A 15706-nucleotide genomic window follows, 5' to 3' on the forward strand; every position below is an offset into this window, starting at 1 on the left:
AATATGGCAAAGAAGAAAAAATTAAGCAACCCATTTTCGACCGGCGGCGGTGGAGCTCTATTTGAAGCTCATGTCCAAGCCTCATTTGTCACGCTAATGCTAACTGGGGGACACGCTCCATGTCTTCCTTGCTGGCCAATTAAGGAAATTAAACTTCAGGGAAAGATTGATGGCTTTGAAACAGACGATCTAGTCGTTATCGTCGAAGATCCAATTAACAAAAAACAGCGGAAAATTCTCGGTCAGGTTAAGCATTCTATTGCTATTACTCCGCGAAATCCTTTATTTGGGGAGGTTATTCAAGGCGCTTGGAACGATTATAACAATCCCAAAAGTTTTACAAGAGGTGAAGACATTATTGCCTTGATCACAGGCCCCCTGAGTGCGACTGATTCCCATAATGTGCAATGGTTGTTGAATCAGGCGAGGCACACCAAAAATGTTGATGAATTTTTCAGAAATGTCCATCAATCGAATTTCAGTCCTTCAAAGAGTATTGAGAAACTGGAAGTCTTTCAACACCACCTAAAAGCAGCTAATCGTGGATTCCAGATCTCAAGGGATGAACTCTATGACTTCCTGAGACATTTTCATCTGATCGGATACGATCTTGGAAATGAATTCGGTGTTGTCCTATCACTACTGCATTCACACATTTCTCAATTTCAGCAACAATCTCCGCAGTTGGTCTGGTCAAAGGTTGTAGAAATAGTTCAAATATGGAATAAGGATGCTGGCACTATCACGGCTACAAATATTCCTGAAGACCTTTTAGAAGCATTTAAACAAAAGACCTTATCAGAAATTCCCGAAGAGTTCAAGGTGGCACAGGAGAGTCATAAAGAGAATTGGGCTCAGCACCCGGACGCTACCTATCTGGCATTGGCTATTTTGATAGGTGCTTGGGATGAAAACAATCAATCAGACATAGAAGCGATTACACAAATACTAGGCATCAGTTATGAAGAATGGTTGAAGAAGGCTCGGGAAATATTGCTTTCAACTGAAAGTCCTCTTTCTCTTAGAAACGGTATTTGGAAAGTCATTGATCGAGCCAAACTTTGGAACCTTCTGGCAACACGCATCCTTGATCAAAACCTCGATATGTTTAAGTCACTATCTGTTTCGGTACTTAAGGAGCCAGACCCCGCTTTTGAACTGTCACCCGACAAACGATATGCCGCGAATATTCATGGTAAGATGCTAAATTATTCAAATGTTTTGAGAAAAGGAATATCCGAAGGTTTGGCCATACTAAACAATCATCCAGAGGCATGTCGCAATTGCTCGCATGGAAAAGCCGAAAGAACATGTCGAGTTGTTCTACATGAAATTCTGTCTAATGCCGACTGGGTTATGTGGGGTAGCCTTAACGGTTTACTACCCACTCTTGCTGAGGCTTCCCCAGATGAATTTCTTACAGCAGTTGAAAAAGCGATATACCTTGAAACTTGTCCTTTTGATGAACTATTTTCGCAAGAAGGCACCGGTATCACTGGCAGAAATTATTTAACAGGTCTACTCTGGGCTTTAGAAGTCTTAGCCTGGGATGAACAGTATTTGGTCCGTGTCTGCGTTGCTCTTGCTGAGCTCTCCAGTCACGATCCTGGCGGAAATTGGGCGAATCGACCATCTAATTCACTTATAACTATTTTACTGCCATGGTTACCACAAACACTTGCACCTGTTGAAAAGAGAAAAGTGGCATTAAGAACAATCCTTAGAGAACAACCTGATATCGCTTGGGACTTGATAATTAAGCTTCTTCCTGGCCATTGCAAAACCTCATTAGGGTCACACAAACCAAATTGGCGAAATACGATCCCTGATGATTGGAAAAATGTTGTTTCACAACAAGAATACTGGAGTCAGGTAAACTTTATTTCGGAGCTTGCGGTGGCTAATGCAGGAATAGATGTCATTCGGCTTTCTACGTTGATTGAACGATTTGATAAACTACCTAAAAGAGCCTTTGATCAACTTGTCAAAGTCCTATCTTCTGAATCCATTGGTGAGCTGTCTGAAAACCAAACACTTTTACTCTGGGATCATTTAACAAAATTCACGAACAGACACAAGCGGTTTTCCGATTCAAGTTGGGCATTACCCATAGATCTGATTCACCAAATTGAAAAAATTTCAGAAAAACTCTCCCCAACCGACCCCTTTAATTTGTATCAGCACCTCTTTACAGATCGAGAATTTGATCTTTATGATGAAAACGGAGATTGGGTAGATCAAGGAAAAAAACTGAACGAGAGGCGTGAGATTGCCATTTCGAAAATCTTTAACCAACATGGTATTGATGGTGTCATCAGATTCCTAAAATCTGTTTCATCACCTTTTCAGGTTGGGTATGCAATTGGGGCTATTGAAGATGAAACTCTTGAAAACACCATTTTACCTCACTTCCTTGATTCTACAGAGGACAAACTTAACGCATTTGTAAGTAATTTTATATGGCGAAGATACCAAAGCAAAGGATCGAGCTGGTGTGACGGCCTTAAAAAATCTGATTGGAAACCCAGGCAATTAGGTCTTTTCCTGGCATGTTTACCATTTACCAAGGAAGTGTGGAATCGTGCTTCAGAATGGCTTAAAGAGCATGAGGCTGAATACTGGACTCGTACGGGTGCAAACATACATCAATCTGATGGTGATATTTCTAATGGGATTGAGAAACTCATTCAATATGGCAGACCACAAACAGCAATCAATTGCATGAGCATTATGCTTCATTTGAAGTGGCCAATCGATAGTAAGCTAGGAATAAAAGCGTTACTTGAAGCTATTTCTTCTAAAGAACCAGGTGTTGCAAGAGACGAATATAACATCATCAATCTTATCATACACCTTCAAAAGGAGTCACAAGTTAACAGTGACAACCTTTTAAAGGTAGAATGGGCTTATTTACCTTTACTGGATGGTCATGGCGGTGCCACACCAAAACTTCTAGAAAATAGACTTGCAAATGACCCTGTGTTCTTTTGTCAAATTATTCAAATGGTTTACCGCTCCAAGAAAGAAGATCAGCCTCCAAAAGAGCCCAATAAAAAATTACAGGAAAACGCTATAAATGGGTGGCAGTTACTCCATATGTGGAAGACACCTCCGGGAACACAGCAAGATGGAGTTTTCAACGAAATTTACTTCACCAATTGGTTTGAGAAGGTCAAGGAAATCTGTAAAGAATCTGGCCACCTAGATGTTGCTCAGATTCATGTTGGCGAGGTATTGATAAACACTCCACCAGATCCCGACGGTTTATGGATACACAAAGCTGTTGCTGCTTCATTAAACGAACTTGGAGCTGAAGACATGCGCGCAGGTTTCAAGACAGGAATATTTAACGCACGCGGAGCTCATTGGGTTGACCCTACTGGAAAGCAAGATCGAGATTTAGCAAAACAGTATCAAAAAAAAGCCGAAGAAATAGAAGACGCCGGCTTTCATAGATTTGCGGTGATTTTGAAAAGCTTATCCACTGAATATAACCAGCAGGCGGATCAGGAAATTGAGGATCAAAAACTACGAAACAAACAATAAAACCACATCTTTAAAGAGTACTTGCAGATTTCCAGAAAGCAACTTTTGAAAATTATTATGACCACCCAACCAGAACAGACCCTTGAAAACAACCTGATCTCTCAGCTACAGCAGCTAGGTTATAAAAAGGTCACGATTGCCGATGAAACTGCCTTGCTTTCAAACTTGAAAACTCAACTCGAAACACACAACAAAACCGAACTCAGCGAAAAGGAATTTGCACAAATCCTCAATGCGATCAACAAAGGAAATGTGTTTGAGCGAGCAAAGATTCTCAGAGATAGAGTGGAGTACACAGATGATTCCGGAGAGCATCGCACCATCGAACTGATCAATCAGATACACTGGTGTAAAAACGAGTTTCAGGTTGCTCAGCAGATCTCTATGAAGGGACTCTACAAAAACCGCTATGATGTCACGATCTTAGTCAATGGCATTCCACTCGTTCAGGTAGAACTTAAACGTCGAGGCTTGGAACTCAAAGAAGCCTTCAAGCAAACCTCTCGATATGGCATTCATTCCTATGATGCAGGTCAGGGACTTTTTCAGTTTATCCAGATCTTCGTAATCAGCAATGGCGCCAACACCAAATACTACGCCAATGGGCCTATGAAGTCGCGGAGTTTCAAACAGACATTCTACTGGTCAGATGTCAAAAACAAGTTGATCACACAGCTTTCAACTTTTGCAGACACATTTCTGGAGCCTTGCCATATTTCCAAGATGATCACCAAGTACGTGGTCTTGAACGAAACAGAAAAAACCTTGATGGTGCTTCGCCCCTATCAGTACTATGCTACAGAGGCGATTGTGGATAGGGTCAAATCTACCACCAAATATGGCTATATCTGGCATACAACAGGTTCGGGAAAAACACTCACATCATTCAAGACTGCACAGATTCTCACTAACTTGCCCCATGTCTATAAAGTGGTCTTTGTCGTGGACAGAAAAGATCTCGATACCCAGACTACACAAGAATTCAATGGATTTAGCAAAGGAAGTATTGATGGAACCAACAATACCAATACCCTAGTCAAGCAGCTGATTGGAGACGATAAGTTGATTGTCACTACCATTCAAAAACTATCAACAGCCGTCAACAAAGCTCGCTATGTAGAAAAGATGACTCCCCTCAAAGAAAAGCGCATCGTCTTTATTTTTGACGAGTGTCACCGGAGTCAATTTGGCAAGACCCATTCCGATATCAAGGCATTTTTTGAAAAATGTCAGATGTTTGGGTTTACAGGTACGCCTATCTTCGAAAAAAACGCGGGTACCAACGAGTGGGGAAAACGCACCACCCAGATGCTTTTCGGAGACTGTCTCCACAAGTACGTGATAACAGATGCAATTCGGGATGAAAACGTATTGAAATTCTCAGTAGAGTACATTTCCACTTTCAAGAAAAGAGACCATATCTTCGACATCAATGTAGAGGCTATCGATGAAGAAGAGGTGATGAATGCACCACAAAGACTCAACAACATCGTAGACTATATCCTCAATAATCATGGGAGGAAAACACATAATAGGGCTTTCACAGCAATCTTCTGTGTGCCTAGCGTCCATGTACTGATAGAGTACTATAAACTTTTTCAGTCCAAATATGAAGCAGGAGAACACAAGCTAAAAGTAGGCACCATCTTTTCCTACGGTGCAAATGTGGATCTGATTGATGATGACGTGGATGAAATGGGTCTAACGATGGAAGATGAAAATGATTCCTTGCTAGTGGCTGCCGAAGCCAAGGCTCCATATGGACTACAGTCACAAGGCAAAAAGCACCCGAGGGAATACTTGGATGAGTTTATTGGAGATTATAACAAGCATTTTGGTACAAACTTCAGTACACAAGATTCCAAATCCTTCTACAATTATTATAATGACATTGCCAAGCGGGTGAAAAATAGGCAGGTTGATATTTTGCTGGTAGTAAATATGTTCTTGACAGGTTTTGACAGCAAAAGACTAAACACCCTATATGTTGACAAAAACCTAAAATATCATGGGCTAATCCAAGCCTTCTCCAGGACCAACAGAATTCTAGATGAACTCAAATCCCAAGGCAACATCGTCTGTTTCCGAAATCTAAAGGATGCCACCGATCAAGCTATCTCACTCTTTTCCAACATAGAGGCCAAGAGCGAGATAATTATAGAGCCCTATGAGGATTATATAAAGAAATTCAACGATGCATATATAGAATTGCTTAAAATCGCACCATCAGTCAACAGTGTCAATGATCTTCAAGATGAAGATGCACAGCTGGAATTCATAAAAGCTTTCAGAGAGTTGATGCGACTGAAAAATGTTTTGGGCACATTTACAGAGTTTGATTTCGCTGACCTTTCTATGCCGGAGCAGGCATTTGAGGACTACAAGAGTAAATACCTTGACTTGTATGATAGGACAAAAAATGACAGTCAAAAAGAAAAGATTTCCATCCTCAACGACATAGACTTTGAACTTGAACTGATCCACCGTGACGAGATCAATGTGAGCTATATTTTGAAACTTCTAGGCAAACTAAAAGACGCCACTCCTGAGGAGCAAGAGAAACAGAAGAAAGCGATCGTAGAGCTCATCGTAGGTGAAGTCCAACTTAGAAGCAAGCGGGAATTGATCGAGAAATTTATCCGTGAAAACCTCCCAAAAATAGCGGATTCGGAAGATATTCCTGATGAATTTGCCACATTCTGGACTATGGAAAGGCTCACAGCGCTTCATCAGCTCAGCCAAGAAGAAAACTTGGATGATGAAGCTTTGGAAAAAGTGATTGGAGATTTTATCTATACCGAAAAAGAGCCTCTAAGAGACGATATCATCGGATTGATGAAAAACAAGCCATCACTTAAAGAGCGTAAAACCATCGCTGAACGCATCAAATCCAAAATCCTTGGATTTGTAGAGACCTTTATCAATGGAATTTCAGAGGCGGCTTAAGCATACATATTCCTTACCTATCCACTGAACTTCTAAGAAACAAGTGGTAATAATTGGTTTTCAGTGCTTATTTTTTTCCGATTTGATTTATTTGAATACCTATTTGAACTGCATCAGGCAATACAATAGACCTCGTGGTAGCAAAAGGGATGTTAGCAGATATCCTGTATTTATCTGTAATATTTATCCCCAAATATACTTGGCTTATCCAAAATGATTGATTTAGAGGATTATCTACGGGACTTTTGAGTCCTTGATAAAATGCACTAGTACCCCTGATATTGCTTGCTTTGAAGTTTCCAAAAAGACTGAAATTACCTTCATTGGTTTTCAATTCAAGATACCCTTCAATAGGAAACTCCAAATAACCAACAAAGCTAGATTTTGGGATTTCAGAGCCAAATATCGGAATGTCAGCTATCGCTCCTGGCTTTGCAGAAACATACAAAGCTACATTTGTAGTATTCATAAAAAATAGAGGGATTTCAAATCTAAGGTTAGTCAATCCACCTCCATTCAATATCTTAGTTGCAAGTTCCAAAGAGTCTAAATTATCCCCTGAGTAAAATACACTTGAAAATGATATTCTCCCTATTGCAAATGTACCTGAGACCAAATCTGTGAAAATTGTAGCCCTATCTTGATTCCCTTGCAAGACTACATTACTAAAAGTGTTAGGTTTATCACCCTCTACTGAATTGAAAAAGAAGCTAGCTTGGTAACGGTTCTTTACAGGAAGAAAATAATTGGTTGCCTTAGGTATCCCATTAATTCTGTTAATCGCAGCGTAGTAACCACTAAGCTCTTTATATTCTTCTATTTGTTTCCTTATGTCAACGAGTTTTTTATTATTGTCAAAAATCTTTTTCAAAGATGCCGTATCTGATTTTTTTGCTAGTTCGTCATTTGCTTTTAGTAAATTCTCAACCTCTTTTTCGTGTTCTTTAAACTTATTACTATAAAATTCACTAGCTCCAAAAGCTCCTGCTACATCTATCATTTCTAGTGATTCAGGAATATGTGCATTGAGTCCCATCGTTTTCAAGTCATTTGTTATTTTGTATGACAACTTGTTTGTGGGTTTGATTGAAGGAAATTGTGCATATGCAGCATAACAATATCCTAGTAGTAATGTAAGTAAGTAAAGCTTTTTCATTTTGTCTGGATTTTGGTTCTCAACAAATTTCCAAAACAAGAACCATATAAAAAATACCCTGTTGTTGGTATTTTTCACGAAAAAAAAACACGCTCGAGTTAGTCAGAAACTATATAGTGAAGTACTTTTTAATAATTTTTTGCTCTCATTAAAAAGAACAGCAATCCAAAAATGTAAGGTTATTCGTAAGCTTTAGTAAATCTATTTCCACTTACGCAACAGTACGCTAGTTAATTTGAATAGATACCTGGATCATTCAGTCAAAAATCGAAGATTTGATTCAAATGATTTTATTGACACATTCGACTAATGCGGTCATTGATGATAATCACATTATAAAATTTCATGCATGAAAAAATCGTTAAAGATTATATTTTTATTGATAGCCTATTTTTCGGTCATTATGTTTCAGTCTAAATTGCATGCTCAAGAAACCACAGGAAGGCTACAAGGCTTCATAAAAGATAAAGAGGGTATCATCTTGGAAGGAGCTCAGGTACTATTAATCGATACTTCCAACGGCAAAAAACATCAAGCAATATCAAGGAAAGATGGATTCTACAGTTTTCTCCAACTTCCTCCGGCTTCACAATATGAAATTCAAGTTAGCTACTTAGGTTTCAAAATATTTACAGAAAAACCCATATCGATCAGTCTTGGAAGCACTACCCTACTTTCTATAGAATTAGAGGAAGATGATACTGGCCTTGAAGAGGTGTTGGTATATACTAACAGAGGCGATATTTTTGAAAACCCTAAAAAAGGCAATGAAACATCGATCACTTCCCAAACCCTTTCAAATATTCCAACACTAAACCGAAGTATTCAAGATGCCACAAGGCTGATGCCTGAATCAAACCTCAATTCCTTCGGAGGAGCAAATTATAGGTTCAATAATTTATCCATAGATGGCTTGGCCACCAATGATGTATTTGGGTTTCAAGAGCCATCAAGTGGTGCTGCAGGCTCCAGCGCCTCAGGTACACCTGGCGGACTTGCCGGAACTCAGCCCATTGGTTTTGGTGCAATTGAGGAACTTTCTGTAAAAATTGCACCCTTTGATGTGACCTATGGAAACTTTTCAGGTGCAAGCATCAATGTAGTCACCAAAAGTGGATCAAATCAGATACAGGGAAATCTCTATGGGTTTGGTAGGAATCAATGGCTTTTGGGAAATTATGCCGGTGGTGAAAAACAGCAAAAAGATAAATTTTATGATGGCCAAATAGGCTTTAGCCTTGGTGGTCCTATTCTCAAAAACAAGATTTTCTATTTTCTAAATATAGAACATGCCTACAATCGCCAACCACTACTCAACACACCGGGCACAGAGAATTCAAATTTTCCCAGGGCTTTGTTGGAACAGATATCTGATACGTTGATGGTACGATATGGCTATGACCCAGGCAAAGTTCAAGATGTTTTTATAGAAAAAGCAAGTACCAAGTACTTTCTGAGGTTTGACTTCAATTTGTCAGAGAAGCATCAACTTACTATAAGAAACAATACCGTAAAGGGTTTTTCCGATAACTTAGAATGGTCGCAGAATTTTTTTAACTACTCAAATCAGGGATTTCGACACAATACTTTTGTCAATAGCACACAAGCAGAGCTTAGAAGTAATCTAAGCCCAAACATTTCAAACAAACTGACAATGGGTCATACGATCGTTAGAGATCAAAGGACTTTTGATGGTGATGTTTTTCCACATTTGGAAATCACCTACAACACTGCCAATACCATATTCGCAGGAACTTACCGAGAGGCTGCCATCTATGGACTCAATGTCAATACGAGTCAGCTTACAGATAACTTGAGTATATATAAAGGAAAAAATATTTTTACAATTGGAGGATCAGCTGAGGTCAGTGAGATTCAGTATAACTTCTTGACTGCATACAACGGTCGATGGCAATATCCATCTGTGGAGAGTTTTTTCCTTGACAGACCATCAAGAGTAAGAGGCGTTTTCAATACTCAAAACAATGATTTTGAATACAATAGGTATACCCCCTCAGCTGAGTATGCAATCTGGCTCCTTGGATTCTATGCACAAGACGAATTTCGAGTGAATGAAAAACTGAATTTGCAGGCAGGGGTACGAGTGGATATGCAAATCCATCCTGGTGAGTTTCCACTAAGTGAAGCTTTAAAAAATAACTCCGAATTTTCAGGATTTGAGAACTCTATCAATACCAAGCCTCAGATAAATCCAAGGGTAAGTTTCGATTACAGAATCGGAGAAAATACGCTACTAAGAGGAGGATCTGGTTTTTTTACCAGTAGGATCCCATTTCTATGGTATGCCTATGTTTACTACAATTCAGGAACAGTTTACAATAATATTGATGTAAGGCCATCAGAGCCTTTAGCCATTGAAAGAGACCTATCACAGCTTTCCACTTTGCAACCTGGACTCACTGAAATCAATCTGATAGACAACAATTTTTCCCTCCCTAGAGATTGGAAAAGCAATATAGCACTTGACTTTAGGCTTCCCGGGAACTTTGAATTGAACTTGGAAGCTACCTATGCAAAGGTACTTACAGGCTTGATGTTTCAATCAATCAACAGGATGGATTCCTTGGGCAATTTTAGCGGGGCTGATAACAGATCTTACTATCTAGCCACTGGGCAGTCCATCAAAATCAATGAAAATTTCACAAACGTTTTCCTTTTGACGAATACCAATGAAGGTTACCGCTATAACCTCACTGCAGGCATCAATAAAAAAATGGATAATTATCAAGGATACATAGGCTACTCTTATGGGGTAAGTAAGGATATACACTCTACAGTCCGCAGCTCTCATGCAGCCAACTTTGAATGGAATCAAGCCTTAAACAGTAATAATCCTGCCCTTGCCTTTTCTAATTTTGATTTGAGACATAAGGTAATAACTACCCATTTTATCAACCGGCAAATATCCAAAAGTCAACAAATATCTTTGGGGTTGATATATAACGGAAGAGCTGGGAGTCCATATTCTTTTGTCTATGAAGGAGATGTGAGCCGTGATGGATCAGCTAAGAATGACCTTATTTTTATCCCTCAAAATAGAAGCGACATAAAACTAACAGATATCAGAGGAAGCAATAATGAAATACTGATCAACCAAGAAACACAATGGCAACAATTGAATGACTATATAGAAAGCAATCCATATCTAAGAAAAAACCGAGGACAATATGCCCAGCGCAATGCAGCACGAACACCTTGGAACCACCAAATAGATGTGAGGGCAAGTTCAAAAAACATTTTTTTTAATAATAAAAGTCAGTTGGAAGTGACACTGGACATTTTCAACTTCGGAAATCTCATCTCAAGAGACTGGGGAAAGCAGCATTTTGTGCCCAATGTACAAAACTCAGGTTTTGGATTGATAGACTTTGTAAGAATCGAGGAAAATCAACCAGTATTTCAATTCAAAAACCCACAAGGAACTCCATGGCTAATAGACCCGATCAACTCAAGATGGCAGATGCAGCTGGGACTAAACTACTCCTTTTGAGAATGGAATTTTGGGGTTTAACCTACTAGCTTTAGTCATTATTTAATCGAAAAATAACCAATTCGAAATCGATTTTGTGAAAAATGTGTAGTCTTAATTTTCAAAACAAGTCCCATTAAAGAAAACTTATACTAAAATTTACCCTTTCAGATACCAACCTAAAGACTTTACAGAGAATGATTGTCATGCTAAAGATGACTCAATTAAAAACCTGTATATCAGGTGACATACAGGCTTATGTGTTTAAAATATAAATTCAATAATCAGCGCTTGCGATATTTAAGAAATCAAGCCTTTTCTGGTAGATAAGTAAATTTTCTTTGAATCTCTCGAAATTTTTATTCTCAAATTCTGTCCATCCCACTTCTGCATACGCGATTAATCTTGGAAAGACTTGTTTCTCCATCGATTGAATATTTGGAGTGTATTCAGTCCACATTTGGGTACCACTTCCTAAGATATTCTTGTGGTATTTTTGTTCTAAACCTTCTGGAATGGGGTTGAATGCGTAGGATTTGGAAAGTGGCAACCTTTCATAAGTATAATCAAGGTAAGTATCCCAATGGTTTGAGTTTACCACTTGATAACCTTCCTTTACTGCTTTTTGGATCAATGATAAGTCTCCTTTCCAGAAATGGACAATGGATGTTGACCCTAGCTTTTGTCCAATGTCCTGTGGTGATTCTTCCCGCTCTTCATGGATATCATCTCCCATGATTTCATTCCATCCCATCATGCGTTTTCCTTTGCCTTCAAGATAATTTGAAATTTGGTTGGTAAAAAAAATCTGTAAATCAACTGGAGACTTGAGCCCTTCATTTAACATAAACTCTTTGACTGAATCAGACTTTAGCCATGGCTCATAATTCACTTCATCACCTCCAATATGAATAGCTTCGCCTGGAAATAGGTCAATCACTTCATCCAAAACATCTTGAAGAAATGCAATCACTTTAGGGTCAGCTATGTTGAATGAATCAGGCATTTTCCCGAATGTCTCAGGAACTTCTTTGGTGGTACCTAGCGAGCCAAGCCAAGGATAAGCAGCAATTGCAGCCATTGCATGTCCCGGCATTTCAATTTCGGGAACAATGGTGATATGTCTGTCCTTTGCATACGCAATTATTTCCTTGATTTCTTCCTGCCTATAAAACCCTTCATGGGGCTCTCCAAAGCGTTTGTCGCTCCCTCTTTCTACTTGTGTATCTTTGCGCTTGGATCCTATTGCCGTGAGGTTGGGATACTTTTTAATTTCTATCCGCCAGCCTTGATCATCTGTGAGATGCCAATGAAAAACATTCATCTTCAACATAGCCATTTGGTCCAAAAGCTTTTTGACTTGCTCTTTCCCCATAAAATGCCTTGATTCATCCAACATAAATGCACGCCACCCAAACCTTGGTTTATCTGTGATTTCTAACATTTTAATAGCCACTTTTTGATGACCTGACTTAAACCCAAAATCCACTGGAAACAGTTGTTTAAAGGACTGAATACCATAAAAAATACCTACAGATGCTCCAGCTGCAATACTGACTCCTTGATCGTCCACTTTAAGCTTATAGCCTTCTTCACCCAAGGACTCCAACAATACTTTATCAATTGAAAGAATTATTCCTTTTCCATCAAAAATTATAGAATTCTTTTTCCCAAATCCTTTTTCCAAAAAATCTGCCAATCCCTCGGCTTCTGTCTGCAATTCTTTTGATGATACTATATTCAAACCAGGCTCAATGATCAATTCTCCACCACCAAAAACCATTTGAAGAGGTTGCGGAATGATTTGAGCCTTTGCGTTGAATATGCAAGCCCAACCTATCAAGGAAGATGTTAATAAATACAAGAGGTTCTTTTTCATATTCTTATTGTAAATTTCTTCTATTGTGAGTTTTTGAAAATACTTTGGGCAACTTCAAAGGTTTGAACACACTACTTTGCCGGATTTTATTGTTTGGATGATTTTTATTTTCCCTTCGTCCAATTCATAAATGATCAAATCCGCCCTACTCCCAATCTCCAAACCGTAATCTGTCCTGATTTCCATAGCTTCCATTGGTTTTATAGATGCCATTTCAATTGCATTATCATGGGATAAAATTTGATTGCTTGTCAGATGATCGATACAATCCAATAAAGATTTGGCAGATCCCGCCAAAAACCCTGGAGAATCTCTCATAGATAACCGCCCGTTTTCATCTAAGGCTACCGCCCCACCAATATGGCTTTGGTAAATCCCAGGCTTCATTCCAGCAAATTTTGTAGCATCACTCACTAAGATGCTTTTTTTTGGTTTTACTTTCAAAAACACTTTCAAAAGCGCTTTTGGTAAATGAAAACCATCTGCAATCATTGTAGTCCATAGATTATCTGAAGCCAATTGTTCCCATAGGTAGTTAGAATGCCGTGGAAGAAACGCATGGGCAGCATTCCCCAAATGCGTTGATAGAGTTGCTCCTGCATTTACGGCTTCACTGATTTGAGATGGACTGCATGAGGTGTGACCTATTGCGACTTTCACTCCTGATTCAACACATTTTTTTATGAAAAAAACTGACTCAGGCCATTCGGGTGACAGGGTGATCATTTTGATTTTACCTTTGGCTATTGTTTGCCACCTACAGAAAAGATCCCAATCTGGTGCTTTGATATACGCAATTGGATGGGCACCCCGTGGTCCATCTTCCATGGACAAAAATGGCCCTTCCAAATGAATCCCCTCTATTGTATCATCGATTGATTTATCTTCACAAGCTTTGATGATCTTTTGAATCGCAAGGCCTATTTTCTCTTCACTATTTGTTATTAGAGTCGGAAAATAAGTAGTCACTCCAATGGACCAAAGTTCCCTCGTGATCTCCTTTACATCTTCTACCTGAAGTGTTTCTTCGTTAAAGTCTTTACCCTTAAAACCATTTACTTGAAGATCTACTAATCCTGGTGCTATCCAGAGTAGATCTGTATTTGATTCGTTTTCAGAAATATCCAAAATCCTATTCTTTTCAATAGAAAAGCTAACAGGTTTCTGCGTCTTGAAGTGGATGCCTTTTATGGATTGTGTCATGGTTTATTGCTTTTCTTCATTATTTCCCAAACTGGCATGTAGATCGTTTATTTCCTGAGAAACAGGTTTATTGTTAAAATATCCAAGGATAACAAAGAGTAGAAATGAAATTAAAGTCGGTGAACCAATCTCAGCTGACAAAGAGTCAACAGGGAAAATTTTAAGCATAACAAATGTAAATAATCCTCCAACTATCGAAATCATAGCTATTTTTCCATCACTTTTTTTGAAAGCTGGCAATAATCCCAATATCATCGGAATTGCTATCGGACCCAGAAGTGCCGCAAACCAAGATATGATCAAACCAAACACACCTCCGAAATATCCTGAATTCAAAGCTGTAATAATAGTCAATACCGTAAAACAAAATGTTGTAATTCGGGCAACTTTCAAAAGTTTGGTTTTGGAAAAGGATTTGAATGAAGGGAAAATTACAGGTAGTATATCTCTACTGATGACAGCCGATACTGTATTGGAGTCAGATGCAGTCATTGATAAAGTATTTGCGAATAAGGATGCCAAAACCAAGCCTACTAAACCAGAAGGCAAAAACTCTAAAACCATAGTACCATAAGAAAGAGTAGGGTCAGCAATATTTTGGAAAAATATCGGAGCTGCAAACATTGGATAAAGCAAAACCAGAGGCCAAACAAAATAAAGTGAGGATGATAAAATGGCTGCTTTTTTGGCTACTTTTCCAGAAGAGGTGGAAATAAACCTAGTAGCTAGATTCCAAGTGCCTCCGCTATAACTGAAAAAATTAATCATCAACATTACTAGTGCAAACAAGATGGTATAAGGATCATTGAAGAAGTCAGAATTACCCTCAGGAAGTCTTTCCCACATAGAAAAAACCCCCGCAATACCGTCTTCAAGCTTTAGCAAAATCATCACAAACATAGTCAGGCCGGCAAGCAACTGCACTATAAACTGGCCAAAATCATTCCATACATCAGCCCAAAGTCCTCCAATCGTGATATAAACCAAGGATACTATCCCGACCAAAAGAATCCCTACTGTAATTGACGTACCACTGAATACATTCAAAAGCACTGCAATAGCGGCAAGTTTGCCGCCTGTATCAAAAATCTTGATAATTGTACCAGTCCATGCTATCAGTTGCTGGGTGGGTAAATTGTACCTTATCAGCAAATATTCTGTTGGAGATTGTATGCCTGCATATATCCTCAACCTTGACCACCTTGGTGCTATATAAAAAGCGGCTATCAAAGTAGAAAGCCCTACGGTAAAAGCCCACCAAACATACAGTGTAAATCCATGTGTATAGGCAATCCCTGCATAGGCAACAAATACTGCCCCACTATACCCAGAAACGTGGTGAGATATTCCAGAAAGCCACCATGGCAACTTGCCTCCAGCAGTATAAAAATCCGCTGAATCTTTTACCCTGAAATAAGCCCAAAGACCTATAGACAAGAGCATCAGGAAATATATAGACAGAACAATCCAGTCGAGTAATTCCATT

7 protein-coding genes are annotated in these 15706 nt (G+C 38.9%); 3 read left to right on the forward strand and 4 right to left on the reverse strand.

Translation table 11 applies throughout. The features are described 5' to 3' along the window. Positions 1-3 precede the first annotated feature (3 nt). Positions 4-3546: a hypothetical protein gene (locus MM213_RS01215; protein ID WP_241409476.1), complete on the forward strand. Its 3543-nt coding sequence runs from the start codon at positions 4-6 to the stop codon at positions 3544-3546. A gap of 57 nt (positions 3547-3603) precedes the next feature. Further along, positions 3604-6492: a type I restriction endonuclease subunit R gene (locus MM213_RS01220; protein ID WP_241409477.1), complete on the forward strand. Its 2889-nt coding sequence runs from the start codon at positions 3604-3606 to the stop codon at positions 6490-6492. A gap of 67 nt (positions 6493-6559) precedes the next feature. Here MM213_RS01220 and MM213_RS01225 read toward each other — a convergent pair whose 3' ends face one another. Continuing rightward, positions 6560-7648 carry a hypothetical protein gene (locus MM213_RS01225; protein WP_241409478.1) on the reverse strand — a complete coding sequence of 363 codons (1089 nt, stop codon included), beginning with the start codon at positions 7646-7648 and terminating at the stop codon, positions 6560-6562. A gap of 349 nt (positions 7649-7997) precedes the next feature. Here MM213_RS01225 and MM213_RS01230 point away from each other — a divergent pair, with 349 nt between their 5' ends. Then, on the forward strand, positions 7998-11159 hold the full coding sequence (locus MM213_RS01230; RefSeq protein WP_241409479.1) for a TonB-dependent receptor: 3162 nt from the start codon (positions 7998-8000) through the stop codon (positions 11157-11159). 256 nt (positions 11160-11415) lie between these two features. Here MM213_RS01230 and MM213_RS01235 read toward each other — a convergent pair whose 3' ends face one another. The 3 genes from MM213_RS01235 to MM213_RS01245 are packed head-to-tail and all read right to left on the reverse strand — an operon-like array spanning position 11416 to position 15705. After that, a complete protein-coding gene (locus MM213_RS01235; protein ID WP_241409480.1) occupies positions 11416-13017 on the reverse strand; it encodes a beta-N-acetylhexosaminidase in 1602 nt (533 codons plus the stop codon). Between the two features lie 54 nt (positions 13018-13071). Then, positions 13072-14220: an N-acetylglucosamine-6-phosphate deacetylase gene (locus MM213_RS01240; RefSeq protein ID WP_241409481.1), complete on the reverse strand. Its 1149-nt coding sequence runs from the start codon at positions 14218-14220 to the stop codon at positions 13072-13074. Positions 14221-14223: 3 nt separating this feature from the next. Beyond that, a complete protein-coding gene (locus MM213_RS01245) occupies positions 14224-15705 on the reverse strand; it encodes a sodium:solute symporter family protein (RefSeq protein ID WP_241409482.1) in 1482 nt (493 codons plus the stop codon). Position 15706 lies beyond the last annotated feature (1 nt).

The sequence above is a fragment of the Belliella alkalica genome (genome assembly GCF_022549785.1).
Classification (GTDB): Bacteria; Bacteroidota; Bacteroidia; order Cytophagales; family Cyclobacteriaceae; genus Belliella; species Belliella alkalica.

What these genes read in the sequence shown, in the direction of transcription:
- MM213_RS01215 (WP_241409476.1), top strand. Translation starts at nt 4, where the DNA reads ATGGCAAAGAAGAAAAAATTAAGCAACCCATTTTCGACCGGCGGCGGT.
- MM213_RS01220 (WP_241409477.1), top strand. Translation starts at nt 3,604, where the DNA reads ATGACCACCCAACCAGAACAGACCCTTGAAAACAACCTGATCTCTCAG.
- MM213_RS01225 (WP_241409478.1), bottom strand. Translation starts at nt 7,648, where the DNA reads ATGAAAAAGCTTTACTTACTTACATTACTACTAGGATATTGTTATGCT.
- MM213_RS01230 (WP_241409479.1), top strand. Translation starts at nt 7,998, where the DNA reads ATGAAAAAATCGTTAAAGATTATATTTTTATTGATAGCCTATTTTTCG.
- MM213_RS01235 (WP_241409480.1), bottom strand. Translation starts at nt 13,017, where the DNA reads ATGAAAAAGAACCTCTTGTATTTATTAACATCTTCCTTGATAGGTTGG.
- MM213_RS01240 (WP_241409481.1), bottom strand. Translation starts at nt 14,220, where the DNA reads ATGACACAATCCATAAAAGGCATCCACTTCAAGACGCAGAAACCTGTT.
- MM213_RS01245 (WP_241409482.1), bottom strand. Translation starts at nt 15,705, where the DNA reads ATGGAATTACTCGACTGGATTGTTCTGTCTATATATTTCCTGATGCTC.